A 24985-nucleotide genomic window follows, 5' to 3' on the forward strand; every position below is an offset into this window, starting at 1 on the left:
AAATATACTCATTATACCACAAGTTCGAAATATGCTTATCTACTTTCCTTAATTAGATCTAGTTCATATCTTTTATTTTATCTTCTATAAAAGCTATTTCCTTCTCATCTAACCTATACTTCTTATACAATTGCTCATCTATGTCCGCCAAAGATTGAGACCAATCAATATCAGTATTCTCCCTAAAATCTTGTAGAGGGATAAATTTATAAGTATTTCGTGTAGCATCGTGGCTAGATTTAGCCACTCCATGTAGTAATCTAGCAAACTTTGTTCTTAAATATCTTGATAAGTTATTCGCAGACAACTCATTTAGACTTAAATCTGCACCAATCACAAGATACGTTTCAGTACAGATAGAACCTGGCTTCCCAATGATTGTATTGAAATTGTCATCATTCAGTTCGGTTCCTATATTATTAGCCCTTGCCGTAAAGACTTTCCATCTATCGATCCATTCAGTTTTGATTTGAACATCGGACCGTTCAACATAACCTAATACGCCTTTTCCGTAACAAAGAATTGGGTTATCCAAACCACTTGCTTCTGCATGGAATCTCTTGTCTTTGGTAAAGAAACCTCTAAATCCATGCGGCCTAAGTGGTGATACAAACTCAGATATTCTCCCCTCACTAAGCGGTGTTAGCATATTTACTTTTTCAAGTATCTTTATAGAAGTGTAGTCTCTAATGAATATTTCGGAGTCTCCATATCTCATAGGACGGTATATATCCTCATTAATTTCTCCGTTTTCATATGTTACTACTCGAGTTAAATCTCTCTTTGAATCCCAATTTTTATCCCAGTTCACCACACAAACCCCACCTCGGATATTTGTATTTGGAAAAACATCTTCGGGATTCTGAAAATCGTATAGCTCTCTGATATTAAAGTCATTTAACATCTCGTCTCTAAATCTATCCAGGCCTTTTCCTCCACTATACCAACGACTTGGCATTATGAGAGATATATAATTAGGATTCAAGGATTTCGATAGCCCAACAAAATATTGGTAAGTGGGACTTGCACTCGCATTAGCCCCTCCATCCGTTTCTTGATACGGCGGATTCCCCACCACAACATCAAATTTCACGTGACCAAACGCCTCCTCTACTTTTTCTTTCCCCTTGTCTATATCCTGCTTTAGGACGTCCGTTAGCCCCGGAATATAAACCACATTCGTCTTATAAGCTCTGTATCCTGCTAGGGTCCGCTCCGTAATGGTTTTGGCCATTGGAGTTTGGGCAATGACATAGATATTTTTCATTAGGATCGACTGATAAACTTGTCTATCAATAAATCGTTTGTCTTCATTGGCTAACATGGCCTGATAGTATAAGCTCATCGCAGCATGCAAGGGATATAGGCCTGTCTTGGAGTTAATATCAATAATCTTAGTTTCTGGGTGATAGATTTCCTTAGTCACTTCACGCTCTACCCAATGTAGGTTAGGCCTTCCGCCATCCGTCATCGCATGGAAATCATCATCGTAGAAGTTCAAGCCACCTATTCCCTTGGCAATTTGCATGTTAACAACACGCCACGGGGTGAGGACGGTTTCCTTATCGGGGTTCTTGAAACTGCCAAATAATTCAGCAATCCGCTCTGCACGTTCAATAAAGTCCAGCTCGTCTAGCTCTTTGGCACGGTGTCGAATAATTCGACCTGCTTCTACAAAGACTTCCGCATCATAGAATTGTGCGATGTCATGGAACAGCTCCTTAGTAAAGCCCTTAGGCATAAACTCCTTCCAAGACTTATCATCCACCTGCTTGACGAATTCCTCAATCGAGATATCCTCTTGAATATCGACATCCATCCCATAGATCATGAGAGGGATCTTAGTTGATACCCCTCGCAGGATTGAAATCATGGTCTTACGCTGTTGCTTAGCCTTCTTAATTTTATCAATTGCTTCTTGCTCTTCAGGGGTGCGATCTCGTTTTTTCTTTTTCTTGCTCTTCTCACCCTTCTCGTATTCTTCATCGGTCAAACCATTGTCATTCACCGTAATCGTTTTAGGTGTTTTCTGTTTGCTCGTTTTACCTACAATCGCATTCAAGTCTTGGAACAACTTAGCATCGCCCTCTGTTAGGGTTAGAAGCTTATCATTGTAGAGACTATCGTCTTCAAATCCAGATCGTACAGCTTTTTCTGCATATACCTTCTTCAATTGAGTTAACATGCGATCAACATCATAAGTTTTCATGCCATTGTCTGCTTGACCAAGAATTGGCAAGAAATTCAAGAGGTGAGACATGGCTTTCTTCTGCTGATGTGTATTTTTCTTACCCACACCAGAATTGATCTGCGCACTCTCAGCCATCACGGTCAGAGCTCGATCTGGCGCAAAATCAAAGATATAACAATGTTTCTTCATCCCTAATTTTTCATGAGCAAACGGTGTTTGAGCTCGAAAAGCGGCCTGTAGATAGTTCATAGCAGAGTTAGTATTGGATAAAAATATAACGGCCGTCCATTCAGGAATATTGACACCAGTTGTTAACTTACGAACCGTTAGGGTAATGGTTTTTGTCTGCGAAGGGTCATCTGTTATCGCCTTACGCACTTTTTCCAGGTCCGCCTCATTGGCAACGCCATCGTCACTATCCCGCTCGCTTCCTCGAACTACATTAACAATTTGGTACTCCTTACCAAAAATTGGATGCTGCTTCATAAGGTCTTCTAAGGCGTTGGCTTCTTTAACTCCTGGTAATAACCAAAGTGTGTGTCGCAATTCTTCTCGGTAGGCCTTGGTCGAGAAAGGATAGTTTGTTCGGCTATCAGGATTGGTAATATTATCAAGAAAGGCTCGAACCTCTTGCTTATGGACTAGGCAACCTGAGTCATCTGTACGGAAGAACTCCCTGAAATTAAAAGATTTCCGTTCGTCTAAAAATTTCTTATTCTTCATCTCGAAGGTATACATAGATACCTTCGGCAACTTCTCATAGGGGTTTGGTTCATTTGGTTTCTCGAGCGCCCACTTAAGCTTAGCCGTCTGTTCCATGGTATAGTCCCAGGTATAAACTTGATCTTCTTCAAATTTATCCAAAAGGTTAAAGGGGGTCCCAGAAAGCTCCAAAACTTTGGTTTTGTCTTTGACTAGCTGTTCCATTACAAGCTCACTTAGCTGAGTCTGGGTACCTTCATGGGCTTCATCAATCAGAATGAGATCCCAGTCTACCTCAGCAAACTGGCTCAAATTCGTTTGCGCATTATTATGACGTAAGAGTTGAATGGAAGCAAAATAAACAAAAGGCTTGTTTCCCTTTTTGAGTGATTCAAGTGAGGCGCCTTGGGTCACTGAACCATATTCATAACCTTCTTGGTTCATCATCATTTTTTTAAAGTCCTGGAACCAAGAATCTGATACAACGGGACGATGCGTCATAATCAGCACTTTTTGGAAGCCCTCTTCTTTGACCAACTGAAGAGCCGTTAACGTCTTACCAAAGCGCATTTTAGCATTCCAGAGCATTGTATTCTTAGTCTTGAAGGCCTGACGCGTCTTCGCTACTGCTTCTTCTTGTTCTGGACGTAAAACGACAGCCGTCTTCTCTTCTACCGACTCATTGATATATTCACGACCATCTTTTACAGCTTGAATAGCTGATTTAGCTGTCTCCAAATCCGTATCAAACCACTCATTGCCTTCTAGCAATTCCGCATGCTTAATTCCAGAACGTCTTAATACATTATGGACATCATAATCATGAAACCAGGTCTTGTCTGATTTGCGATAGGCTAGTTCAACCCATCCCAACATAAAAGGCAGACCTGAGGTCTTCATGTATTGTTTAATTCTTTTAGGAGCTAACTTCCGTAAGAAACTGCTATTCGGACTCCAGTCTCCCTCGACTTCGTCTTCTGGAACGGTTCCTTCGCCAACTTTGTAAGTACCATCAAAAGCAGGAAATTGGCCACTCGCATTGTCAACAGTCTGAACATAGATAAATTTCCTTTCAGCTGTTTTGTAGAGGGCTTGAGCTTTAGGTTCTAAAAATTCATCGAATAAATTAGCTTGAATTTCATCGTCAACATAGTTAATAACGAACCAGACTAAGATATAGAACATATGCTCTAAGGCTCTAAGCGCATTCTCTTGCGTTGCGTCAGAGGGGTTCAGAACGTGGGCAGAATTATTGCCCTTCCCTTTGATCTCGTAAAAATAATCCACAACATGTTTATCATTAATCGAGTACTTAATTTTTCGAAGAATCTCATTGAAAGTATCCCGCTCCCCCAATTCAATGTAGGCACGATCAGCAAATAACTTAGCTGTATTTTCCGCGACTTTACGGACTTTGGTCAAGGTCCCTTCATAGTCTTTCTGAGCGTAGTTTTCTTCCGCCATATTGATAGTCGCATACAATTCCGCTGTGTCTAAATCGACACTTAGAAAATCAAAATTTGAAACCACACTCATCCTTAATCCCCCAATAAGTATACTTTTTGTATTTCAATTTCTGTTATGACTCTTTCAACCTCTGGCTCGCTAGCAACCTCATCCTCCCATTCAAAGAGGCTAAGTTGTTCCATTACAAGTTTTTTCTCCTCTTCCACTTCTTCACCGAATAATTCAGCAAAGGCAAAAGGAACAGCTCGAACTTTGCTCGGATATCCCGGAACTTTCTGCCATTCAATCATTCGAATTGGCTCTTCAGTTATGGGGTGACGTTTGGTTAAGGTATTCCCTCTTACAATATTCTTGTGGATGATATAATTCGCCGATTTGTAGATATTGGTCTGACTATTGAGTCGCTCACCAAAAGCCTCTTCATACCAATCGAGATAGTAATTAAACATCCTCGAGCGTGCTACATCAAGATTGTCTGCAAGATACTCGATGCCATAAATTGAGGCTAGAGCTACTAGTGCCTTGGTCTTCCAATTACGTTTATCATACTGTTCTCTTACAGCCTTCAGCTTCCGTTCTAGAATTGCTAAGAGGAAGTTGCCATCTCCTGCTGCCGGCTCTAGAAAAGTAGCATAAATATTTTCGCAGGCTTCTTTTATGCCTGGAGTATCTAGCATCTTCTTCACCATCCAAGCAGGAGTAAAGACTTCCCCATGCTGCTGGACGCGTTTCTTACTTTTTATTAATCCCTCTGACATGCACTCACCCAGCTCCCATTCCCAGTCCACAAACCCGAGGTTTTTCGGACTCTTTTTTTATCATTTAATGAAGGCGGTTTTAGGCGCCTTCTCACAAGACTTATTATACCATTTTTTGGACTTTCTGCTAGAGGTTAAGATTGCCTTTTTTTAGTTGGTTTAGGTAGTAGTAAAACTTGGATTTTTTAACCTGGGTCAGTTGAAGAATTTCTTGGATTGACAATTGATTTTGCGGCCGATTTAGATATAGCTCTAGTGCCCTTTCAATTCGGTCATAGTGTTCTCGTGGTCGGCCTAACTTAATACCATTCAGTCTTGCTTTCTCAATTCCTGCCCCTGTACGTTCGATAATCAAGTCACGTTCGAACTGAGCAAATGCCCCTAATATGTTGAACATCAGCAAGCTTAAGGGACTTGGTTTTTCGTGAGCTTCGAAGATCAAATTGTCTTGTAAAAACCTCACTTGAACACCTTTACTGTTGAGAGTAGTCACTATTTGATTAAGGTCGATAATGCTACGTGCTAGTCGGTCAATTTTGGTAACAACCACCTCATCTCCGCGCTGTGCTATCTCCAAAAGATTCTGCAAAGCTTCCCGATTCTCAGTTGTAGTGCCACTTGTCTTGTCGACGAATATTTGGCAGACGCCGTAGTGCCGCAGTTCTTCATATTGGATATCCGTTTTCTGCTGAGCAGTCGATACCCGTACATAGCCATATTTCTTTGTCATTTTCATACTCCTTTTTGCACTCATCTAGTTAGTAGTGCTGGCTTCACCATAGCATAGGTCACCTCTAGTCCGAAAAACCTCGGTTTCTCGGACCCATAGCTCAGACAAGGCGGTGGCCTAATGGCGGATTTTATACTTGAAGAAGTACGATTTGACAAGGACTCGATTGGACAAATTACAGAAGAGTTACTTACAAACTACCCCATTATCTATATTCTACATAATACGGACAAGCGTCGCCCTGATGCCTATATTGGTGAAACAGACCAGATGCCTAAGCGCATGAAAGCGCACCTAAAAGATCTGCGTCGCTGCAAGATGACCCAGACACTTCTAATTGGGAACCAGGACTTCCATAAGTCCGCTACCTATGACTTCGAAACCAAACTCATTAACTATTTCCTAGCGGATGAGAAATATAAGTTGCAGAACCGGAGTCAGACCAAGCAGAAGAAGACAGCTAATTATGCTAACAAGGCCTACTTCCAGCAAGAGCTCTTTCCCCGACTATGGGAAACTTTACGAGCCAAGAACCTTGTCAACCACACCATAGATGAAATAGAAAATAAGGACATCTTTAAGTTGTCGCCATTCAAAACACTGTCTACTGCCCAACAAGCCATTAAAGATGAAGTGCTCAACTTCTCCCAACAAGCACTCTCCGACAACCAGCATCATCTCTTCCTAATCGAAGGCGAGGCTGGAACTGGCAAGAGCGTTGTCCTCTCAGCCATTATGCATCGGCTGGCAGATTTGGCTGCGGATAAGAGTTCTCCTTTCCATGGGGTGAAGAGCCGGCTCCTAGTCAACCATAGCGAGATGCTGAAGACCTATAAGGCTATCGCTGCCGGCTTGCCCAATCTCAAGAAGAATTCCTTCGACAAGCCCACCCCCTTCATTAACAAGGGTCAGGAAGTCGATATTGTCCTGATTGATGAGGCTCATTTGCTCTTGTCTCAGTCTGATGCCTACAATAATTTCAGGCAGGACAACCACCTAAGCGAGATTCTCAAGTTAGCCAAAATAGTGGTCTGTATCTTTGACTCTAAGCAAGTTCTCAAGGTGAAAAGCCACTGGGACAAAGAACGCCTCTCTGCCGTTATAGGGAGCGAGCTCAAGCTCCATCATTTCCATCTGACCGACCAGTTCCGTATGCAGGGGGCTGGCGCTGTCATTGATTGGATTGATGACTTAGTGGACCAGCGCCGTCTGTCGCCTTGGCCAGAGAGGGATGGCTTTGACTTCCAGGTAGTAGCGGATCCAAGTCGTTTCAAGGATATGATTTGGGAGAAGGACCAAATTCTAGGGCTGTCTCGCATCATTGGTACTTTCGACTATGAGCATAAGAAGGATGGCAATAGTTATCTAGTTGATCCAGGTGGGATTAACCTGCCTTGGAACTCAACTGTAGATAACAAAACTTGGGCCGAGCGTCCTGAAACCATCCGTGAAGTAGGCTCTATCTACACCATTCAAGGCTTCGACCTCAACTATGCTGGCGTGGTGATTGGTCCTTCGGTCGACTATGATCCTGAGATGGACCGGATTGTCGTGGACCCTAACCGTTACATGGACCGTGGCGCCAAGGTCCGGCGGGCTGATATGGACGATGACACCTATGCCCAGGCCTTGGAACAGATGATTCTCAATTCCTTGAATGTCCTGCTCAAGCGCGGTGTCAAAGGTCTCTACCTTTATGCTGTTAATCCACGACTACGAGACAAATTACTGGCTCTACAAGCCGCAACAAAATCCACAGAGGAGTGATATCAATGACCATTATGGACGAAATCAACGCCTTCCGTGATGCACGCAACTGGCGTCCCTTTCATAATGAAAAAGACCTAGCCATGTCGGTTGCTATTGAAGCAGCTGAGCTTATGGAAATTTATCAGTGGCGGGCGCCCGAGGACGTCAACGGCCCTGAGTTGGAACATATCAAAGAGGAGTTAGCGGACGTCCTCATTTACACCTATATGTTAGCCGATAACCTAGGCCTCGATATTAATCAGATTATCCGGGAAAAGTTAGTTAAGAACGCTGTTAAGTATCCGGCACCGAATGAATAAAAGAAGCAGCTAGCTGTCAGGGCTAGCTGCTTCTTACTTTGTTTATAAAACTCGCAAAGGAGCTAGTGGTCCACTCAACAAAGTGGACCACTAGCTCCCTTCTTTTCTACCTTTTTAGTGGCTTTTTGGCGCTTCCTGGCCTAGCCAGTGGACCACTCGACGGAGTGGACCACTAGCTCCCTAGTTTTCTGCCTTTTTAGTAGCTTTTTGGCACTTCTTGGCCTAGCCAGTGGTCCACTCGGCCGAGTGGACCACTGGCGCCAAACATGTCACTTGCTCCTAACTCCGATAGGTCACGCTAGGTGTCAGGCAGTCTTCTAGAATAGCCCGTACATCTTTCGCTGCTAGCGGCACATAGCTAGCCGTCAGGCGAGGCGCCACACGTTCAGAGATGACATCGAATTTGGCGTCATCGATGCCGACTTCTGGCAGGGTCATGGGCAGGTGGGCCAGGTCTTCGAAGAATTGGTAAGTAGCTTCGATGCCGGCCTTGGCCATTTGGTATTTATCGGCCTGCTCGGGCACTAGCCAGACGGTGCGGGCATAGTGGGCGAAGCGGTCCACTGTCTGGTCATTTAAAACATAGGCCATCCAACGCGGGGTCAGAATAGCTAGGCCGACTGCGTGGGTAATGTCATAGTAGGCCGACAGCAGATGCTCAATCGCGTGACAGGTCCAGGCACCGGCCCGGCCTTTGGAAGTCAGGCCGTTGAGGGCCATGGTGGAAGCCCACATGAGGTTGGCCCGGGCCTCGTAGTCATCAGGATTCGCCAACGCGACCGGCAGATAGCGGATGCAGCAAGACAGAATAGCCTCGGCTAGGCGTTCTTGGATGAAGGCTTCTTGATGTTGGAAATAATTCTCGAAGGTATGGGACATGATATCAGCAGTCCCGGAAGCCGTCTGGTAGGCTGAGACCGTGAAGGTGTAGGTCGGGTCGCAGATCGAAGCGTAAGGATAGAGGACATAGGCGCCCGTCCCCTTCTTATCATCTGTCTCGAAATTCGTAATGACCGCCCCCGTATTCATCTCGGTCCCGGTCGCTGACAGGGTCAAGACATCAATGAGCGGCAGGGCTTGTCTAATCTTGCTTGGGTCTAGCACTAGGTCCCAGGCATCCCCCTCATAGCAAGCGGCCGCCGCAATGACCTTGGAGCAGTCAATAGTAGAGCCACCCCCTACGGCCAGGATAACCTCAATGTCGTGCTCCTTGCAGAGGGCTGCCCCTTGGCGAACGGACTCAATGCGGGGATTAGGTTCCACGCCAGCTAGCTCCACGATTTGGCAGTCGGACAAGAGCTCCAAAATGGTATCATAGAGGCCTATCTTCTTAATGGAGCCTCCGCCGTAGACCAGGAGGACGCGCCGGCCCTTGGCCTTGACTAGTTCTGGCAGATGGGAGATTTGGCCACGGCCGAAGTAGAGCTTGGTCGGAATGTCGTAAATAAAGTTATCCATAAATTTCTTCCTTTCTAGGGTAAAGCTGGGGGAAGGGAAATGAGGAAGCTAGGCTGGCAAGCTCAGTTAGCCTACCAAGTTAATTTGAAACAAGTCTCGCTCAGGGCGGGCTGGTCTGGCGTCAGGACAATCGAGCCCATGTCGGGATGGTGAGGGGCGTCAGGCGCCACCTGGGTTTCGAAGCTGACACCGATATAAGGCACCTGCTCCTTGCCACCCAAGATAAGGCCTGGAACTTGGTGGTTATGGGTATAGATGACCGCGCATGGCCGGTCGGTCCAAACCTTGACCTGGCGACCGCTAGCCGGCTCGATTAAAGTGCCTTGAGGTGCGACTTCCTGGCCATGGCCCAAGGCATGGGCCTGGCCGACTGGCACCGGGGCATCCAAGACATAGGCATGGTCCAGCCCATTCCCCCGGATGGCTAGCTGCTCTTCCTGAGGGTGGCGGTCATTGACCTGGCCTAAGGTCTGGTCCGCTAAACGCAAGTCCAAGCCTGGATGCTGATCCAAGGCCCAAGTCCCCCCTAGGGGCAGGCCAGCTGGGGTCAGCGGAATCATGTGGCTGGCCTCAACTTGTAAGATATGGTTAGTGATGGGCGCTTGAGCATTGCCGTTGAGATTGAAGTAAACATGGTTGGTCGGGTTCCAATAGCTAGGCGCATCGATGCTAGCCTCATAGCGAACGGTCCAGCAATTGTCCTGGTCCAGGCTATGGATGACCCGGGCTGACAAGTTACCTGGATAGCCATTGTGGCCAGCTGGGTCCACTAGGCTGAAGATGACGGAGACTTGGTCCGCTCCCTCTTCAATTTCATAGTCCCAGTTAGCAAGATCTAGGCCCTCTGGTCCCCCATGCAAATGGGTAGTTCCTTCGTTAGGCGTCAAGGCCAAGGCTTCCTGCCCTAAGCTCAAAGGCTCAGGCCCAATGCGGCCGGCTACCCGTCCCACTGTGGCCCCATAATAGGTATGGTAAGTGGCTTCGTCCTCTAAATGGGTCAGACTGAGAATCAAGGATTCCCGCCCATTTTGACTAGGAATTGACAGGTCACTAATTCGGGCGCCCAGGGTGCAGAAGCTTGCCCGTAAGCCCTGCTGATTTTCTACCAGAATTTCCGTGACTTTTTTATCTGTAAAATTTTTTGATATTTCCTTTACATACATCTTGAATTCCTCCGTTAAACCGTTTACAATATAACTATACCACTTTTTAGCACCATGAGACAACAGCAAAAATCATGGAACTTGGCCTGCTAACCAATATTTTGGAGAAGTTTAATTAAAATTTAATGGGAAACTCAATGGTACGGGTTCCAATTTTAATTTAAATGGTGTATTATTATAGTAGAACATTGCACGTTCGCTCAAAAACAGAAAGGAGATTGCTTTTTATGTATATTTCGAATGTAAATTCTGCATCAGTCAAGCTAACTTCGATTACAACTCAGCAATTACCTGCCAACGAGCATCACAAAATAGCATCAGAAGATTTATTAATTTTCTATGTTAACAAAGGCGCGGGTATTTGTCACTCAGAATATGAACAACACGAGATTAAGAAGCGTGATGTCATTATCCTGAACCCAGGCACCACCATTACCCTTGATCCAATTCGGAAGATTGACTGGATCTGCATTGCCCTATCCGGTGTTGTCTTCACTTCCTCACAGGAAGCCAACTCTAGCTCACAATTATTTGTGGCATCCCATCCTAACCCAACTCTCAAGTACTACTTGGACTTGGCTCTGATTGAAGAGTCCAACCGTTTCCGCGGTTCCGACCTCATCATGAAAAAGTTGATTGAGTGTGTGATGATTCATCTCTTACGTCACAACGAATTATCAATCAAGGACGCCAGCCTCCAAGCTAAGCATAATGAGATTGACGTGCTCCAAAATTATATCCGCAAGAACTACTCTAAGAAGATTACCTTGGAAGAGTTGTCTGACTTGGTGGATATCAATAAATACTACCTGATTCGCCTCTTCAAGCAACAAACTGGCTTGTCACCAATTGACTACCTGATTCACGTTCGCTTAGAAGAAGCAGAGAAGCTATTGGCTAAGTCTAACATTACCGTCTCTGATATCTCAGACCGGGTTGGCTTCCACTCACCTTCTCACTTCTCCAAGACCTTCAAGGAGAACAACCACTGTACGCCTTCTCAATACCGCAAACGCTACTCAGCTAACACGGTGCCATTATAAGGCTAAATTTGACTTTTATCCCTGCTGCGGCAGGGATTTTTTTTATGCCACAAATACAAGAAGAGCGCCCGACTGAGTCGAGCGCCCTTGTCATTAATAGGCTTAATTAGTTGCTGGCGCCAGAAGTAGCGTCAGCATGGCCGCCGCCGCCACCGTGGCTGTCTGGCGCATCAGAAGCACCAGAAGTCGCATCGGCATGGCCGCCACCGTGTGGGCCAGGGGCAACAGTGCCGTTACCGCCAACGAGGCGTTGACCAGTAGATTGTAAGTACCAGTCTAACCATGGTTGGAAGTTGAAGACAATCTCGTTGATCCCAGCGTAAGACCCATCTGGGTAGTACATAGCTTGGTAGTTGTGGGTGTTAATAACCCCTTCAGGTGAACCCGGTACGATAGTCCGTACGTATTCTTGGTCCCCGTTACGGAGAACCCCAACTACCCACTCAACGTTCTTCATCCGCGCAGCAGGCAAGGAGTTGTGAACGGTTGATAAGCGGCTACCTGATTGAGATGGCACGCGTTTAGCGAACATGGTGTTAGGATCTTGGTGAGCGTTGTTGTAGTAGAGGAATTGGTTGTTATCATCGGCATAAGTCAGCTCGAAAGGCATAGCCTTAAGGAACATGTCGATTTGGTTAACGGTCAGAATCCCGTGGTCTAACTTGACGTAAGTATCGCCAGAGACTGCCCCTACAAGCTCAGCTGCTTTTTCTACCCATTCTGGATCATCTGGATCCACCCCTTGGATGGTAGTCGCGATTGGGTTAGTTACATCTAAGTCTTCAGGCTCGATTGGTTTTGGTTTCTTCAATTTAGAAACGACCTCCACATACTTAACGAAGTTATCCAAGCAAGAGCCTAAGAACTTAACCGTGCCTTCGTTGGTGATGTTACCGTTCAAGTCGAAGGCTTCTTTGGCTTTACCTAATAGGAATTCATTCCCTGGTAAGGTATAAGCGTTCACCCCTGGCGCGTCCAAGATCTTGCGTAGGTGAACTTGGGCACGTGAAGTCCCTTGATCATGGTAGGAAGCCCCTACGATCATGACAGGTTTGCTTTCAAATGGGTGTACTTCATAAGACAACCATTCCAAGACATTCTTCAAAGCTGCCGTAATGGTGTGGTTGTGTTCTGGGGTTGCGATAATGACCCCATCCGCACGTGTGATTTTGTTGTATAAGAAACGAAGTTGGAAGCTATCATCCCATTTGCTTTCTTGATTGAAGAGAGGTACTTCATCAATTTCCAACACTTCTAATTCGAATTTGAGTTTGAATTCCCGGCGGATAAACTCTAATAATTTACGGTTATAGGATTGTTCAGCGTTTGAACCAACAAGTCCGACAAATTTCATAGTTTTCTTCCCTTCTCGTCACGTATGTTATAGGTTTTCCCAGTCAAAGTTTTCCGCTTCTTTGTGGAGCAGATCTTGCGCGCTTTTCAGCTTTTGCGTAATCTTCACGAATAAACGGAAATCATCGAAGATGGCGTCTAATTTCTTAATGGTGTCTAGGTCAATCAGGTTGCCCTTCTTGTCAAAGGCCTGTAAGGAGTGTGACAAGAGGAATTCTGAACCAGGCATCACGTTAGCCTTCAATTCTGGGGAGTCCAGGATTTGGCGTAATTGTAATTGAGCCCGTGAAGAACCTAAGGTCCCGTAAGAAGCCCCGGTAATCATAACTGGTTTATTCAAGAGTGGGTAAATCCCATAAGAGAGCCAAGCCAAGGCGCTCATTAAGACCGCTGGAATAGCGTGGTCGTATTCAGGTGTCCCGATGATAACCCCATCAGCTGCATCGATTTTAGCCGCAATTTCCTTAACGAGCTCTGGAACTTGCTTGTCAGCTGGTTTGTTGAAGAGTGGGATATCTTGAATCTCAACGAGTTCGATTTCTGCCTTATCAGCAAAATGCTTCTGCATGTATTGAAGCAAACGACGGTTAGTGGAACGTTGGAAGTTAGTCCCAACAAGTGCAATAAATTTTGTCATAAGTGTTCCTCTCTATACTTAGAATGTTCAGTCTCGCTTGAGACCGGAAGTATGGTAGATGTGTTGGTCTTGGGTGACTAAGACAGCCTCTAGACCGGTCTGAGCCTCGACCTGGGCCAGGATATCCGCTGGCATGTCGCCAAAGAGGCGAGTTGTCCAGATTTCGCAATCGACGGAATGCTGGGCAATAATGGTCAGGCTGGCAATGGGGCTGGTCATAGGATAACCCGTCTGGCGATCCAGTATGTGGTGGTAGGTCTGACCTCCGCGCGATAGGGTCCGCTCATAGATGCCTGAGGTCACCACCGATTGGTCCACAATAGGCAAGACCATGAGGTGTTGGCCCCGTGCCGCCAAGGGATTCTGAATGCCAATCTGCCAAGCTTGCTGCCGGTCTTGATTCTGGCCAATGGTCAGAATATTACCGCCTAAGTCAATCAAGGCTGATTGGACTCCCTGCGCTAACAAGAAATCCTTGAGGCGGTCGGCGATATAACCTTTGGCTAGGGCGCCAAGGTCCAGCTTCATGCCGGGCAAGGCCAGCTGGACTTCCAACTTGTCCTCATCCATGAGGATATTGGCTGGGTCCGTGAGGGCCAAGGCCGCTTGAATTTCCTGTGGGCTTGGGACGCGGGCATCTTTAAAGCCAATCCGCCAGGTTTGGACCAAGGGCCCTATGGCGATATTGAGATGGCTACCAGGGGCTAGGCTGTGGGTCCGTCCCAGTTGAATGAGCTCGAAGAGCTCGGGATGAACGGTCACTGGGGCCAAGCCTGCTTGCAGGTTGACCTGCATGAGCTCCGAGCGCGCATCATTGGCACTAAAGCGCATATTATAGGTATGTAGACGTTCTTCCACCGCATCGAGGAGGCTCGGATCTTCCGAGTCTGCCAGTGAAATGGCAATTGTCGCACCCATCAAATGAATGACACGTTTGATATAAGGCAATTCACCACTCCCCTCCGTGTTATACAAACATCCACTCCTATTATAGCACCCTTACAGCGTTTTCACAAGTTATTCTAGAACCAATCCTGAGGGTGGGCTAATCTGCCACCTAGCTGAGCTAAGTCCTTGCTTGCAAGGGGGGCCGAAGGTGGCGCTAGTTAGAGTAGAGAGCCACTAGGAATCCTTCGCCCATCAGCTTAAATTTAGGGCTAGAGCGACTTTGTCCTTAAGCATTTTTAGGCAAAGAAAAACAGTAAACCGAATGGTTTACTGTTCTGTCTTTGCTTTAATCAGTTGGGCCTTGCCTACTGGCGATAGTCTTTTATCTTATCTTCGTAGTCCCTTAAGAGATTGCTTGAATAGATTTTTTCCTTGTCCGAATCTCTGACTTCTTTCCAGAGAATGGCCGCTACTTTTAACTTGTTTGAGTAGTGGCCACTGTTTTTATCGGCGCAGAAATCCTTTAAAAACTGATTCCATTGACAAACAGAATGATCATACTTGGCATAATCTGATTGGCCATAATAGACCTTCAGCAAGTCCTGGATGGTAAAGTTGCGGTCTTTTTCGCTTTTGACTTTCCGCCAGGCAGTCGCCATATCCGCCGTAAATTTAAAGGGCGAGACGCCCGTCACAGTAGCGAAATATTCTCTGAACTTGGCATTAAAGGAAAAACCACATTCAAGTAAGGGACTATCTAAGCTAATATTTTCAACCTGCTTCTTGACCTTTTTTCTTGGTGATTTCTTAATGAAATGGCCTTTGAAGTAGGCTTCAATAATGTGGTTGAGTTCTTGTTTGGTCCCTCTGTATTCTAATCCTAAGGACTTGCAGATCTGTGACATTTCTTCACGGTACCAATAGTATTTATTAAACTGATCAAATGATGCAATTTTATCAAAGTCGGGTCTCGATTCCATCCGTTCTTTAGCTCCTCAACACTAATTTGCTTTGTCATCTCTCCATCATGTCCTTAGGCAAACACACTCAATAGGCGCTTTAGAGGCTGACCACAAAGCGGATGACCCCGTCCTTGTAATGGACGCTGATTTTGCCCCGATGCAGGCTGACAATGTTTTGGGCCATGGACAGGCCGATGCCGTAGCCTTGGGCGGGCTTGGCCTCCCCTCCTGCTGGCGCCGAGTCTGAGTCTGACTCCTCTGGGCTCGCCACTTGTCGGGTGCGGGACTGGTCGGACCGATAGAAGCGGTCGAAGAAGAGACGATAGTCCTGGCCCTGGCCGGCGGCATAATCGTTGGAGACGGTTAGAACCGCCCGCCCCTTTCTCAGCCAAGGCTTGTAGTTGGCCAGTTGCAGGCGCACAGTCCCCTGAGGGTCGCAGTACTTGCGGGCATTGTCCAGAAGGATGCTGACCAGTTCATAGAGGTCGTCGGGCACCCCTTGCAGGCTGATGCCTTCTTGAATGTCGGCCTCATAATGCAGGCCTTCTTGTTCCCAAAGGGCCGACATGTTGTGGGAGACCCGTTGGACTAGTTGGCTAAAGTCCACCGTGACAGGTGCCTGGTCCTTGCGTTCTTCTAGCCGGGCCAGGCGGATTAATTTAGCAATCAAATGATCTAGGCGGACGACCTGATCCTTGGTGCTCTGGGTCCATTCGGTTTCGCCAGTCAAGAGCTCCTGCAGCTCATTATTGGCCGCAATGACCGCCAGTGGCGTCTTGAGCTCATGGCCGGCATTAGTAATGAAGGCGCGTTGCTTGTCATAATTGCGGACAAAGGGCCGGATGGCCAGGCCCGAGAAGATGGTCACCACCACCACAAAGGCCAGCCAGCTGATGGCTGCGATTTGGATGGAGAGGACCAGGAGGGCCCAACGGTCACGGAAGGCCTGAGTGGTCTCGAAGAAGACGACCAGGCGCTCCGTCTCGGAGACGGGACTAATGCGATAGGAGAAGTAGCGCCCATCTTCTTCCAGATAGCCCCGGTCGCGGAAGGATTGCAGGCCCGACTGATCCACAAAGCCTTGAATTTGTTCCGAGGTCAGGTGGTTGGCCGTACCCGGATTAATAATGGCCTCGTTGGCCTTGATGCGGGCGCTAAAGTAGTTAAAGTTATAGAGGGTCCCCTGGCTGACAAACTGGCGGTCAAAGGTCTGGCGGTTCTCATTGGTGTCGGGGATGGTCCCATTATTTTCCGTCAATAAGTCTAGCACGGCCTGAATATCGTGCTCGGTCTGCAGGTAGCGGACCGTGTTGATGACGCCGACTAGGGTCATGAGGATGAGGGTAATAGCCAGAGTCGTAATGGCGATAAATTGGAAACGCAGCTTGCGGAACATGGCTAGTCACCCCCTTCCAGGCTCTGGCTAGGCTCGGTTGGCGCGGCTTCCACTAGCAACTGGTAGGGTCCGCTTGGTTGGCCCACAATCTGGAGATTGGAGCGGATACTGAGTAGCTTTTGGACCAAGTAGGCCAGATAGACATTGACTAGCTCATAGTCGGCTGGGCCTGCTTCATCGGCCCAGACATGGTCATAGATATAGGTTTGGGACAGGGCCTTGCCTGGATTCTTCATGAGTAGGGCTAGGAGTTTGGCTTCCTTGCCGGCCAGACGAATGGCGTTGTTGGCTGATACTTCCATTTCTTCTAGCTTGAGTTGGGTGTTGCCTAGGGCCAGTTGCGGCGCCTCATAGTGATCCACCCGGCGAGACATAGAGCGTAGGCGGGCCAGGAGTTCTTTGAGTGAAAAGGGTTTGGTCAGATAGTCGTCGGCTCCGGCGTCCAGGCCAGTCACCCGGTCGTCGACTTCGGCCATGGCCGTCAGCATGATGACGTGATTGGTGTGGCCACTGGCTCGAATTTCCTTGAGGGCCTCAATGCCGTCCTTGACTGGCATCATAATGTCCAGAATCATGAGATCATAGACCGTCTGCTGGGCCAGTTGGACCGCTTGCTGGCCGTCCTTAGCCCAGTCCACCTGATAACCTTCATGGGCTAAGGCCGTCATCACGACCCGGGCCAATTGTTGTTCATCTTCAGCTAGCAGGATCCGCATGGACCTCACCCCCTTGGATTAAGTGTCGTATGGTCTGCATGGTCAAATCACAGGAGGCTAGCTCGTCGGCGCAGCGTTTGAGCTCGCGACTGATGCGCTCCGGATTGGCAATATCATGCTTGTATTTCATCTGATGCTCTAGGCTGGCCCAGGAATCCATGGCGATGGTTCTGAGCTGAACCTCGATGTAATAGCGACCCGGCGTCTGCCCCTGACAATCCGGATAGTCGGTCTCCACCTCTAAAATGACATGGTAGGAGCGGTAGCCGTTGGGCTTGACCTGGCTGATGTAGTCCTTCTCCTCCACCACCTTATAGCCGGCTTCCTGGCGCAGGCGGTCGACTAGGTGATAGATATCTTCGACAAAGCCCGTGACAATGCGGACGCCAATGGCATCGCGAATAACCTTAAGGGCTGACTGTGGCGTCTGATCTAGGCCTTTGCGCTGGCACTTGTCTCGCATCGAGTCCTCGGCCTTGACCCGGTAAATCAGGTGCTCATAGAGCTTGAAGCCCGTGGCAGCCTTGTTCTCCTTATTATAGTCTTCCAGTTTTCTAATCAAGTCTTGCATTATCGGCGCTAGGTAGGCCCCGTAGTCGCCATATATTTCCTGATGTGACATGACGTCACCTCCTCGCAAAGCTTCTTGCCCCTATTATAACATCTCACTAGCCTTTTGTGCTTTACAACACATTTTCTTCTAAGAAATTTACATCTTAAGATAAATCTTGCGAGAAGTGGCTGGCATGATTTGTTGCGCGGCTGGCAATATTGTGCTAGCTAGGCTGGCCATTGGCTCATGCCTTTTTGCCTAGTTTGGCGCCTTTTCCTAGGTTCCAGACCTAGCTAGTGGTCCACTCGACAAAGTGGTCCACTGGCTCACGCTTTCATCCCAGTTTGGGCCCTTTTACCAGGTTCCCGACCTAGCTAGTGGTCCACTCTTCAAAGTGGACCACTGGCTCGCGGCTTCTACCCCGGTTTGAGCCCTTCTCCTAGGTTTCCGGCCCAGCTAGTGGTCCACTCTCCAAAGTGGTCCACTAGCTCGAGGCTTCTACCCCGGTTTGCACCCTTTTACTAGGTTCCAGACCTAGCTAGTGGTCCACTCCAAAAAGTGGTCCACTGGCTCACGACTTCCACACCGGTTTGGGCCCTTTTCCTGGGGTGCCGTCCCAGCCAGTAGTCCACTCGACAAAGTGGTCCACTAGCTCTCAGCTTCTATCCCAGTTTAGACCCCTTTACCAGGTTTCCGGCCCAGCTAGTGGTCCACTATCCAGAGTGGTCCACTGGCTCTCGGCTTCTACCCCAGTTTGGCGCCTTTCCCGTTCCCGACCCAGCCAGTGGTCCACTATCCAGAGTGGTCCACTGGCTCTCGGCTTCTACCCCAGTTTGGCGCCTTTCCCTTGGTTCCCGACCCAGCTAGTGGTCCACTCTCAAAAGTGGACCACTAGCTCACAGCCTTCTACTCGTTTTGGCTCTATTTCCAAGCTCCCCAGCCCATTTCCCCACACAAAAAAGCAGGGAAGCTGCTTCCCTGCTTACTGACTGCCTTTAGTCGATTTCTAGGCCGCCGGTGTAGAGGCGGTAGTAGGTGCCTCGCTCGGCCATGAGGGAGGCGTGGTTGCCGCGTTCGATAATGCGGCCGTGGTCCATGACCATGATGACGTCAGAGTTGACGATGGTGGACAGACGGTGGGCGATGACGAAGACGGTGCGACCGGCCATGAGGCGGTCCAGACCTTCTTGCACCATTTTTTCGGTCCGCGAGTCGATGGATGAGGTAGCCTCATCCAGAATGAGGACAGGCGCATCAGCCAAGGCCGCACGGGCAATGGCAATCAACTGGCGTTGGCCGTTGGAGAGGCCGGCCCCGTCGTCCGTCAGCATGGTTTCATAGCCCTGATCCAGATGCTTGACGAAGGAATCGACGTTGGCGATGCGAGCCGCCTCCAGAATCTCCTCGCGACTGGCGTCTTCTCGACCGTAGGCGATATTTTCTGCGATAGTCCCGGTAAAGAGGTGGGTATCCTGCAAGACGATGCCCAGAGACTTACGCAGGGAGTCCTTGTCAATCAGCTTGACGTCGATGCCGTCATAGGTAATAGAACCTGACTGGATATCGTAAAAGCGATTGATCAAGTTAGTAATAGTCGTCTTACCTGCCCCAGTTGCCCCGACGAAGGCCACCTTCTGACCCTTGTCAGCGTAGAGCTTGATGTCGTGCAGGATCTGCTTCTTGCCATCATAGGAGAAGTCTACATTGTTGAAGACCACCTTCCCTACCAAAGGCACCAACTCGTATTGGCCTTGTGGACGCGGATGTTTCCAAGCCCAGCGCTTAGTCTTCTGATCAGTCACGACCAGCTTACCGTCGACTTCTTCTGCATTAACCAGGCTTACCTTCCCTTGGTTGACTTCAGGCTCCTCATCTAGCAAATTGAAGATGCGGTCTGCCCCAGCCGATGCCATAAGGACAAAGTTAAGCTGTTGGGAGACCTGAGCAATCGGTCCGATAAAGGAACGGTTGAGTTGCAGGAAGGACATAAGGCCACCAATGGTCAGGCCGCCTACCCCATTCAGAGCCATAAAGCCCCCTGCAATGGAAGTCAAGACGAAGGAGACATTACCCAAGTTCCCTAGGATTGGCATAAGGACGTTAGAAAAACGGTTGGCCAGGTAAGAAGATTGGAAGAGTTGCTCGTTAATTTGGTCGAAGGATTCAATGCTGGCTGCTTCATGGACAAAGGCCTTAATGACCTTCTGACCGGCCATCATTTCTTCAATAAAGCCATTCTCAATCCCTAAATTCTTCTGTTGCTCGCCAAAATAGCGACCAGACTTACTGGAAACGGTCTTGATGACCCAGACCATAATGGCCAGCATGACGGCCACCACTAGGAAGAGCAAGGGACTGACTACCAACATGGAGACCGTGACCCCAATCATGGTGATGGCAGACGAGAAGAGCTGGGGAATAGACTGCTCGATAGCCTGACGCAGCGCGTCGATATCGTTAGTATAGATAGACATAATATCCCCATGAGGATGGGTGTCAAAATACTTAACTGGTAGCTTCTGCATACGCTCAAAGAGTTGATTGCGTAGGGAGCGCAGGGCATCCTGAGAGATAGTAGCCATCATAATGGAGAAGCCGTAGTTGGCCATGACCCCAACTAAACAGAAGAGGGCTAAGCCCAACAAGAAGTCACGCAGGGGCCCGAAGTCACTAGAGCCCGTCTGCAACATAGGTTGGACGAAATTGTCGACCAAGGAGCGAATAGAACTGGTCAGGTTAACGGTCACTAGGGCTGATATAACAATCAGGACAGCGGAGACTAGGAGGACCCACTTGTAGTCCTGCCACATGAATTTGAGGAGTCGGATAATAGACGACCAATCTCCACGTCTTTTCTTATTCTCCATCTGAGGCCGCCTCCTTTCCTTGGGTTTGCATTTGATAAACTTCTTGGTAGATGGCATTGCTTGCTAGCAGCTGCTCATGATTGCCAATGGCATCGATTTTGCCGTCATTCAAGACCACAATGCGGTCGGCCTCTTGAATCGACGAAATCCGCTGGCCGATAATGAGCTTGGTGGTCTCCTTGAGACTAGAAGCCAAGCCCTGACGAATCAGACTGTCGGTCTTGGTATCCACGGCTGAGGTGGAGTCATCCAGAATCAGAATCTTAGGATTCATGAGTAAGGCGCGGGCAATACAGAGCCGTTGGCGCTGACCACCGGACACGTTAGCCCCGCCCCGTTCAATCATGGTGTCGTAACCATCCTTGAACTCGGAGATAAATTCGTGGGCCTGAGCCAGCTTGCAGGCTGCTTCAATTTCGGCGTCGCTAGCATCCTTCTTACCCCAGCGCATATTTTCCTTAATGGTCCCGGAAAAGAGCACATTGGTCTGCAAGACCATGGCTACTTGGCGACGCAGGCTATCTAGGTCGTAGTCACGGACATCCTGCCCGCCCACCTTGACAGCACCGGCTTCCACATCGTAGAGGCGCGGAATGAGTTGAACTAGACTGGATTTACCGGACCCGGTTCCCCCTAAAATCCCGATGACCTCACCAGACTGAATGCTGAGGTTGATGCCTTCTAAGACATGGGCCTTGTCGCCATTTTCATCCGTATAGGCAAAGCTGACCTCTTGGAATTCAACACTGCCATCGGCCACTTGAGTCAAGCCATTTTCAGGCGATACAATGGTAGACTGGGTCTTGAGGACTTCATTAATCCGTTCAACTGACGCAATAGATAAGACTAGCATGACGAAAATCATCATGAGCATCATGAGGGACATGAGAATGGTCATGGTGTAGGAGAACATAGAAGTTAATTCCCCGGTCGACATGTTGCCGACCACAATGAGATGGGCCCCCATCCAAGAAATCATAAGGAAGGATGCATACATGGACAACATCATGGCTGGCGTGCTTAAGACGCTGACATTAATAGCCTTCATGAACATGCGGTAGATTCTGCCAGAAGCAGTTTGAAACTTAGTAGTCTCCTGGGCTTCCTTAACATAGGACTTCACCACCCGCATATTGGTGATGTTCTCTTGGATACTACTATTGAGATTATCGTAAGCCTTAAAGACCTCGGTAAAGAGTGGATAGACAATCTTAAGAATAAGGGCTAGTATACTCCCTAAGAATAGAGCTACCCAGACAAAGATCATAGCCATCTGACCATTAATGAGGAAGGTCGCCCAGATGGCAAAAATCAAGTTAAGCGGTGCCCGTACGCCAACCCGGATAATCATTTGATAGGAATTCTGCACGTTGGTCACGTCAGTCATCATACGGGTAACCAGGCCCCCTGAAGAGAAGCGGTCGATATTCTCGAAGGAGAAGGACTGCACCTTGGCGAAAAGGGCCTTACGCAAGTTCTTGGCAAAGCCAGCCGAAGCAAAAGCTCCATAGCGGGCAGACTGCATGCCACAGAAGAGGGATAAAAAGGCGCAGACCAGCATGAGGCCACCATAAAAGGCCACCTGCCGCATATCCCCCATCTGCACGCCCTTGTCTAAGAGTAGGGCCATGACAAAGGGAATGGAAATCTCAAAAATGACTTCCAGAAACATATAAAAGGATGCTAAGAATGAGGGTTTCTTGTACTCCTTAATCTCAGCAAGCAAAGACTGAAACATAACTACCTCCTAGTATCGGATACCGAGTATCCCTTCATTAAAATAGAAAAGCCCCTGACAGCCTAGCTGTAGGGAGGTCTCAAACTATTGTACATACTTATTATATAGAATCTTCCATTCATGTGCAAGAATAGAGCCAAGAACATAAAAAAAGAGCAGCTCAAGCTACTCTAGTATGCGAAGCGGGTGACGAGAATCGAACTCGCGACGACAGCATGGGAAGCTGTAGTTTTACCACTAAACTACACCCGCATGGCGGTCCCGACGGGATTTGAACCCGCGATCTCCTGCGTGACAGGCAGGCATGTTAACCCCTACACCACGGAACCTATTGCGGGGGCAGGACTCGAACCTGCGACCTTCGGGTTATGAGCCCGACGAGATGCCAACTTCTCCACCCCGCGATTTTATTAAGGAGGATAAGGGATTCGAACCCTTGCACGCTTTTACACGCCTGACGGTTTTCAAGACCGTTCCCTTCAGCCGGACTTGGGTAATCCTCCGAGATATGATAATGATCCGTACGGGATTCGAACCCGTGTTACCGCCGTGAAAGGGCGGTGTCTTAACCACTTGACCAACGGACCAGCTAAGTTAAGGCAATAAAAAGAACGGAGAAGGAGGGATTTGAACCCTCGCGCCGGTTTACCCGACCTACACCCTTAGCAGGGGCGCCTCTTCAGCCTCTTGAGTACTTCCCCACCATTCTAATATTTTATTGCAATGGGCCTAAATGGACTCGAACCATCGACCTCACCCTTATCAGGGGTGCGCTCTAACCAGCTGAGCTATAGGCCCTTCATTATATAAAGTTAAGCGGGTGACGAGAATCGAACTCGCGACAACAGCTTGGAAGGCTGTGGTTTTACCACTAAACTACACCCGCAATATTGCGGAGGCAGGACTCGAACCTGCGACCTTCGGGTTATGAGCCCGACGAGATGCCAACTTCTCCACTCCGCGATAATGGAAAGGAGGATAAGGGATTCGAACCCTTGCACGCTTTTACACGCCTGACGGTTTTCAAGACCGTTCCCTTCAGCCGGACTTGGGTAATCCTCCATTATGCCCAAACTGGCAAGAGAATGGACCTTGTAGGACTCGAACCTACGACCGGGCGGTTATGAGCCGCCTGCTCTAACCACCTGAGCTAAAGGTCCATGTCTATAGCGGCGAAGGGGATCGAACCCCTGACCTCCCGGGTATGAACCGGACGCTCTAGCCAGCTGAGCTACACCGCCAATATATAAAAAAATGGAGCCTAGCGGGATCGAACCGCTGACCTCCTGCGTGCAAAGCAGGCGCTCTCCCAGCTGAGCTAAGGCCCCATTAATATAATCGGGAAGACAGGATTCGAACCTGCGACCCCTTGGTCCCAAACCAAGTGCTCTACCAAGCTGAGCTACTTCCCGTTTATATAATACACCCAGCAGGAGTCGAACCTGCAACCGCTTGATTCGTAGTCAAGTACTCTATCCAATTGAGCTATGGGTGCCTATTCAGTTATTTCCAAGCCTAAGCTTGAATGCCGAGGACCGGGGTCGAACCGGTACGGGTATCACTACCCGCAGGATTTTAAGTCCTGTGCGTCTGCCAATTCCGCCACCCCGGCAAGGGCCATTATTGGCTAAGCGGAAAACGGGATTCGAACCCGCGACCCCCACCTTGGCAAGGTGATGTTCTACCTCTGAACTATTTCCGCGTGGTGCCGGCTAAAGGACTTGAACCCTCGACCCTCTGATTACAAATCAGATGCTCTACCAACTGAGCTAAGCCGGCTATTAAGTTGTTAATGCGGATGAAGGGACTTGAACCCCCACGCCCTAAGGCGCCAGATCCTAAATCTGGTGCGTCTGCCAATTCCGCCACATCCGCTGGCTTTTTCATTCTCTAAGACGCATTTAATAGAGAATGAGTCATACAGGGCTCGAACCTGTGACCCTCTGATTAAAAGTCAGATGCTCTACCAACTGAGCTAATGACTCATGGTGGAGGTTAACGGGATCGAACCGCTGACCCTCTGCTTGTAAGGCAGATGCTCTCCCAGCTGAGCTAAACCTCCATCAAGACAAGTTCACCCAGCATGGCAACGACCTACTCTCACAGGACCAAAGGTCCAACTACCATCGGCGCTAAGAAGCTTAACTACTGTGTTCGGAATGGGAACAGGTGTGTCCTTCTTGCCATAATCACCACACTTGGGTGTTGTCTTCTATTGAGTGCTTGCACACTCAAAACTGAATAACCTCAAACCTAACCTCAAATCTTGTGGTTAAGACCTCGACCGATTAGTA

Annotated in this window: 17 protein-coding genes, 21 tRNA genes and 1 rRNA gene; 3 read left to right on the plus strand and 36 right to left on the minus strand. The window is 48.3% G+C overall.

Annotation, left to right across the window (positions count from 1 at the left end; translation table 11 throughout):
- Window positions 1-58 precede the first annotated feature (58 nt).
- From GCWU000182_RS08630 to GCWU000182_RS08640, 3 genes are all read right to left on the minus strand, one after another.
- Window positions 59-4423, minus strand: coding sequence for an Eco57I restriction-modification methylase domain-containing protein (locus tag GCWU000182_RS08630; protein ID WP_035364927.1), 4365 nt, complete (start codon window positions 4421-4423; stop codon window positions 59-61).
- 8 nt (window positions 4424-4431) lie between these two features.
- Complete coding sequence (locus GCWU000182_RS08635; RefSeq protein WP_035364853.1) at window positions 4432-5118, minus strand: DNA methyltransferase family protein; 687 nt, start codon at window positions 5116-5118, stop codon at window positions 4432-4434.
- A 127-nt stretch (window positions 5119-5245) separates the two neighbouring features.
- The gene (locus GCWU000182_RS08640; protein ID WP_035364854.1) at window positions 5246-5848 is read right to left on the minus strand and encodes a recombinase family protein; all 603 of its coding nucleotides are present in this window, start codon (window positions 5846-5848) and stop codon (window positions 5246-5248) included.
- A gap of 120 nt (window positions 5849-5968) precedes the next feature.
- Here GCWU000182_RS08640 and GCWU000182_RS08645 point away from each other — a divergent pair, with 120 nt between their 5' ends.
- Together GCWU000182_RS08645 and GCWU000182_RS08650 are read left to right on the plus strand one after the other, a co-directional pair.
- Complete coding sequence (locus GCWU000182_RS08645) at window positions 5969-7615, plus strand: DUF2075 domain-containing protein (protein WP_023392446.1); 1647 nt, start codon at window positions 5969-5971, stop codon at window positions 7613-7615.
- 14 nt (window positions 7616-7629) lie between these two features.
- A complete protein-coding gene (locus tag GCWU000182_RS08650) occupies window positions 7630-7917 on the plus strand; it encodes a nucleotide pyrophosphohydrolase (protein WP_156905306.1) in 288 nt (95 codons plus the stop codon).
- A 279-nt stretch (window positions 7918-8196) separates the two neighbouring features.
- Here GCWU000182_RS08650 and GCWU000182_RS08655 read toward each other — a convergent pair whose 3' ends face one another.
- Window positions 8197-9375, minus strand: coding sequence for an iron-containing alcohol dehydrogenase (locus GCWU000182_RS08655; RefSeq protein WP_023392448.1), 1179 nt, complete (start codon window positions 9373-9375; stop codon window positions 8197-8199).
- 71 nt (window positions 9376-9446) lie between these two features.
- On the minus strand, window positions 9447-10538 hold the full coding sequence (locus tag GCWU000182_RS08660; protein ID WP_051372961.1) for an aldose epimerase family protein: 1092 nt from the start codon (window positions 10536-10538) through the stop codon (window positions 9447-9449).
- 227 nt (window positions 10539-10765) lie between these two features.
- On the opposite strand from GCWU000182_RS08660, the gene GCWU000182_RS08665 reads away from it, so the two are divergent.
- Window positions 10766-11581 (plus strand): helix-turn-helix domain-containing protein, encoded by an 816-nt coding sequence (locus GCWU000182_RS08665; protein WP_023392450.1) that lies wholly within the window; start codon window positions 10766-10768, stop codon window positions 11579-11581.
- Window positions 11582-11687: 106 nt separating this feature from the next.
- Here GCWU000182_RS08665 and GCWU000182_RS08670 read toward each other — a convergent pair whose 3' ends face one another.
- The 31 genes from GCWU000182_RS08670 to rrf all read right to left on the minus strand — a co-directional run bounded on the left by GCWU000182_RS08670 (window position 11688) and on the right by rrf (window position 24888).
- Window positions 11688-12935, minus strand: a complete 1248-nt coding sequence (locus tag GCWU000182_RS08670) for an NAD(P)H-dependent oxidoreductase (RefSeq protein ID WP_023392451.1) — start codon at window positions 12933-12935, stop codon at window positions 11688-11690.
- 27 nt (window positions 12936-12962) lie between these two features.
- Window positions 12963-13571 carry an NADPH-dependent FMN reductase gene (locus GCWU000182_RS08675; RefSeq protein ID WP_023392452.1) on the minus strand — a complete coding sequence of 203 codons (609 nt, stop codon included), beginning with the start codon at window positions 13569-13571 and terminating at the stop codon, window positions 12963-12965.
- A 27-nt stretch (window positions 13572-13598) separates the two neighbouring features.
- Entirely contained in the window at window positions 13599-14519 is a 921-nt protein-coding gene (locus GCWU000182_RS08680; RefSeq protein WP_172863482.1) for an FAD:protein FMN transferase, read from the minus strand.
- Window positions 14520-14824: 305 nt separating this feature from the next.
- Window positions 14825-15439, minus strand: coding sequence for an SAP domain-containing protein (locus GCWU000182_RS08685; protein WP_023392454.1), 615 nt, complete (start codon window positions 15437-15439; stop codon window positions 14825-14827).
- Between the two features lie 79 nt (window positions 15440-15518).
- Complete coding sequence (locus tag GCWU000182_RS08690) at window positions 15519-16817, minus strand: sensor histidine kinase (protein WP_023392455.1); 1299 nt, start codon at window positions 16815-16817, stop codon at window positions 15519-15521.
- Window positions 16818-16819: 2 nt separating this feature from the next.
- Window positions 16820-17533 carry a response regulator transcription factor gene (locus GCWU000182_RS08695; protein WP_023392456.1) on the minus strand — a complete coding sequence of 238 codons (714 nt, stop codon included), beginning with the start codon at window positions 17531-17533 and terminating at the stop codon, window positions 16820-16822.
- The gene (locus tag GCWU000182_RS08700; RefSeq protein WP_023392457.1) at window positions 17514-18155 is read right to left on the minus strand and encodes a GTP pyrophosphokinase; all 642 of its coding nucleotides are present in this window, start codon (window positions 18153-18155) and stop codon (window positions 17514-17516) included. The genes GCWU000182_RS08695 and GCWU000182_RS08700 overlap by 20 nt, the downstream gene beginning before the upstream one ends.
- A 926-nt stretch (window positions 18156-19081) precedes the next feature.
- A complete protein-coding gene (locus GCWU000182_RS08705; protein ID WP_023392459.1) occupies window positions 19082-20953 on the minus strand; it encodes an ABC transporter ATP-binding protein in 1872 nt (623 codons plus the stop codon).
- On the minus strand, window positions 20943-22691 hold the full coding sequence (locus GCWU000182_RS08710) for an ABC transporter ATP-binding protein (protein WP_023392460.1): 1749 nt from the start codon (window positions 22689-22691) through the stop codon (window positions 20943-20945). The genes GCWU000182_RS08705 and GCWU000182_RS08710 overlap by 11 nt, the downstream gene beginning before the upstream one ends.
- A 181-nt stretch (window positions 22692-22872) precedes the next feature.
- Window positions 22873-22943, minus strand: a tRNA-Gly gene (locus GCWU000182_RS08715).
- Window position 22944: 1 nt separating this feature from the next.
- Window positions 22945-23020: transfer RNA gene (locus GCWU000182_RS08720), tRNA-Asp, on the minus strand.
- Between the two features lie 2 nt (window positions 23021-23022).
- Window positions 23023-23095, minus strand: a tRNA-Met gene (locus tag GCWU000182_RS08725).
- Between the two features lie 9 nt (window positions 23096-23104).
- A tRNA-Ser gene (locus GCWU000182_RS08730) sits at window positions 23105-23194 on the minus strand.
- 12 nt (window positions 23195-23206) lie between these two features.
- Window positions 23207-23278, minus strand: a tRNA-Glu gene (locus tag GCWU000182_RS08735).
- Window positions 23279-23303: 25 nt separating this feature from the next.
- Window positions 23304-23392: transfer RNA gene (locus tag GCWU000182_RS08740), tRNA-Ser, on the minus strand.
- A 23-nt stretch (window positions 23393-23415) separates the two neighbouring features.
- A tRNA-Ile gene (locus tag GCWU000182_RS08745) sits at window positions 23416-23489 on the minus strand.
- 17 nt (window positions 23490-23506) lie between these two features.
- A tRNA-Gly gene (locus tag GCWU000182_RS08750) sits at window positions 23507-23577 on the minus strand.
- A 4-nt stretch (window positions 23578-23581) separates the two neighbouring features.
- Window positions 23582-23654: transfer RNA gene (locus tag GCWU000182_RS08755), tRNA-Met, on the minus strand.
- A 9-nt stretch (window positions 23655-23663) separates the two neighbouring features.
- Window positions 23664-23753: transfer RNA gene (locus GCWU000182_RS08760), tRNA-Ser, on the minus strand.
- A gap of 24 nt (window positions 23754-23777) precedes the next feature.
- Window positions 23778-23851, minus strand: a tRNA-Ile gene (locus GCWU000182_RS08765).
- A 7-nt stretch (window positions 23852-23858) separates the two neighbouring features.
- A tRNA-Met gene (locus GCWU000182_RS08770) sits at window positions 23859-23932 on the minus strand.
- A gap of 14 nt (window positions 23933-23946) precedes the next feature.
- Window positions 23947-24019 (minus strand) — tRNA-Ala (locus GCWU000182_RS08775).
- 10 nt (window positions 24020-24029) lie between these two features.
- Window positions 24030-24103: transfer RNA gene (locus GCWU000182_RS08780), tRNA-Pro, on the minus strand.
- A gap of 9 nt (window positions 24104-24112) precedes the next feature.
- Window positions 24113-24186, minus strand: a tRNA-Arg gene (locus GCWU000182_RS08785).
- Between the two features lie 31 nt (window positions 24187-24217).
- Window positions 24218-24303, minus strand: a tRNA-Leu gene (locus tag GCWU000182_RS08790).
- A gap of 18 nt (window positions 24304-24321) precedes the next feature.
- Window positions 24322-24393, minus strand: a tRNA-Gly gene (locus GCWU000182_RS08795).
- Window position 24394: 1 nt separating this feature from the next.
- Window positions 24395-24470: transfer RNA gene (locus GCWU000182_RS08800), tRNA-Thr, on the minus strand.
- A gap of 14 nt (window positions 24471-24484) precedes the next feature.
- Window positions 24485-24566, minus strand: a tRNA-Leu gene (locus GCWU000182_RS08805).
- A gap of 37 nt (window positions 24567-24603) precedes the next feature.
- Window positions 24604-24676, minus strand: a tRNA-Lys gene (locus GCWU000182_RS08810).
- Window position 24677: 1 nt separating this feature from the next.
- Window positions 24678-24753, minus strand: a tRNA-Val gene (locus tag GCWU000182_RS08815).
- A gap of 19 nt (window positions 24754-24772) precedes the next feature.
- Window positions 24773-24888, minus strand: a 5S ribosomal RNA gene (gene rrf, locus GCWU000182_RS08820).
- Window positions 24889-24985: the final 97 nt, after the last annotated feature.

The organism is Abiotrophia defectiva ATCC 49176 (genome assembly GCF_000160075.2).
GTDB classification, from domain to species: domain Bacteria; phylum Bacillota; class Bacilli; order Lactobacillales; family Aerococcaceae; genus Abiotrophia; species Abiotrophia defectiva.

Excerpts from the sequence above, each read along its gene's own strand:
- GCWU000182_RS08635 (WP_035364853.1), bottom strand. The coding sequence starts at position 5,118 with ATGTCAGAGGGATTAATAAAAAGTAAGAAACGCGTCCAGCAGCATGGG.
- GCWU000182_RS08640 (WP_035364854.1), bottom strand. The coding sequence starts at position 5,848 with ATGACAAAGAAATATGGCTATGTACGGGTATCGACTGCTCAGCAGAAA.
- GCWU000182_RS08645 (WP_023392446.1), top strand. The coding sequence starts at position 5,969 with ATGGCGGATTTTATACTTGAAGAAGTACGATTTGACAAGGACTCGATT.
- GCWU000182_RS08650 (WP_156905306.1), top strand. The coding sequence starts at position 7,630 with ATGGACGAAATCAACGCCTTCCGTGATGCACGCAACTGGCGTCCCTTT.
- GCWU000182_RS08655 (WP_023392448.1), bottom strand. The coding sequence starts at position 9,375 with ATGGATAACTTTATTTACGACATTCCGACCAAGCTCTACTTCGGCCGT.
- GCWU000182_RS08660 (WP_051372961.1), bottom strand. The coding sequence starts at position 10,538 with ATGTATGTAAAGGAAATATCAAAAAATTTTACAGATAAAAAAGTCACG.
- GCWU000182_RS08665 (WP_023392450.1), top strand. The coding sequence starts at position 10,766 with ATGTATATTTCGAATGTAAATTCTGCATCAGTCAAGCTAACTTCGATT.
- GCWU000182_RS08670 (WP_023392451.1), bottom strand. The coding sequence starts at position 12,935 with ATGAAATTTGTCGGACTTGTTGGTTCAAACGCTGAACAATCCTATAAC.
- GCWU000182_RS08675 (WP_023392452.1), bottom strand. The coding sequence starts at position 13,571 with ATGACAAAATTTATTGCACTTGTTGGGACTAACTTCCAACGTTCCACT.
- GCWU000182_RS08685 (WP_023392454.1), bottom strand. The coding sequence starts at position 15,439 with ATGGAATCGAGACCCGACTTTGATAAAATTGCATCATTTGATCAGTTT.
- GCWU000182_RS08690 (WP_023392455.1), bottom strand. The coding sequence starts at position 16,817 with ATGTTCCGCAAGCTGCGTTTCCAATTTATCGCCATTACGACTCTGGCT.
- GCWU000182_RS08695 (WP_023392456.1), bottom strand. The coding sequence starts at position 17,533 with ATGCGGATCCTGCTAGCTGAAGATGAACAACAATTGGCCCGGGTCGTG.
- GCWU000182_RS08700 (WP_023392457.1), bottom strand. The coding sequence starts at position 18,155 with ATGTCACATCAGGAAATATATGGCGACTACGGGGCCTACCTAGCGCCG.
- GCWU000182_RS08705 (WP_023392459.1), bottom strand. The coding sequence starts at position 20,953 with ATGGAGAATAAGAAAAGACGTGGAGATTGGTCGTCTATTATCCGACTC.
- GCWU000182_RS08710 (WP_023392460.1), bottom strand. The coding sequence starts at position 22,691 with ATGTTTCAGTCTTTGCTTGCTGAGATTAAGGAGTACAAGAAACCCTCA.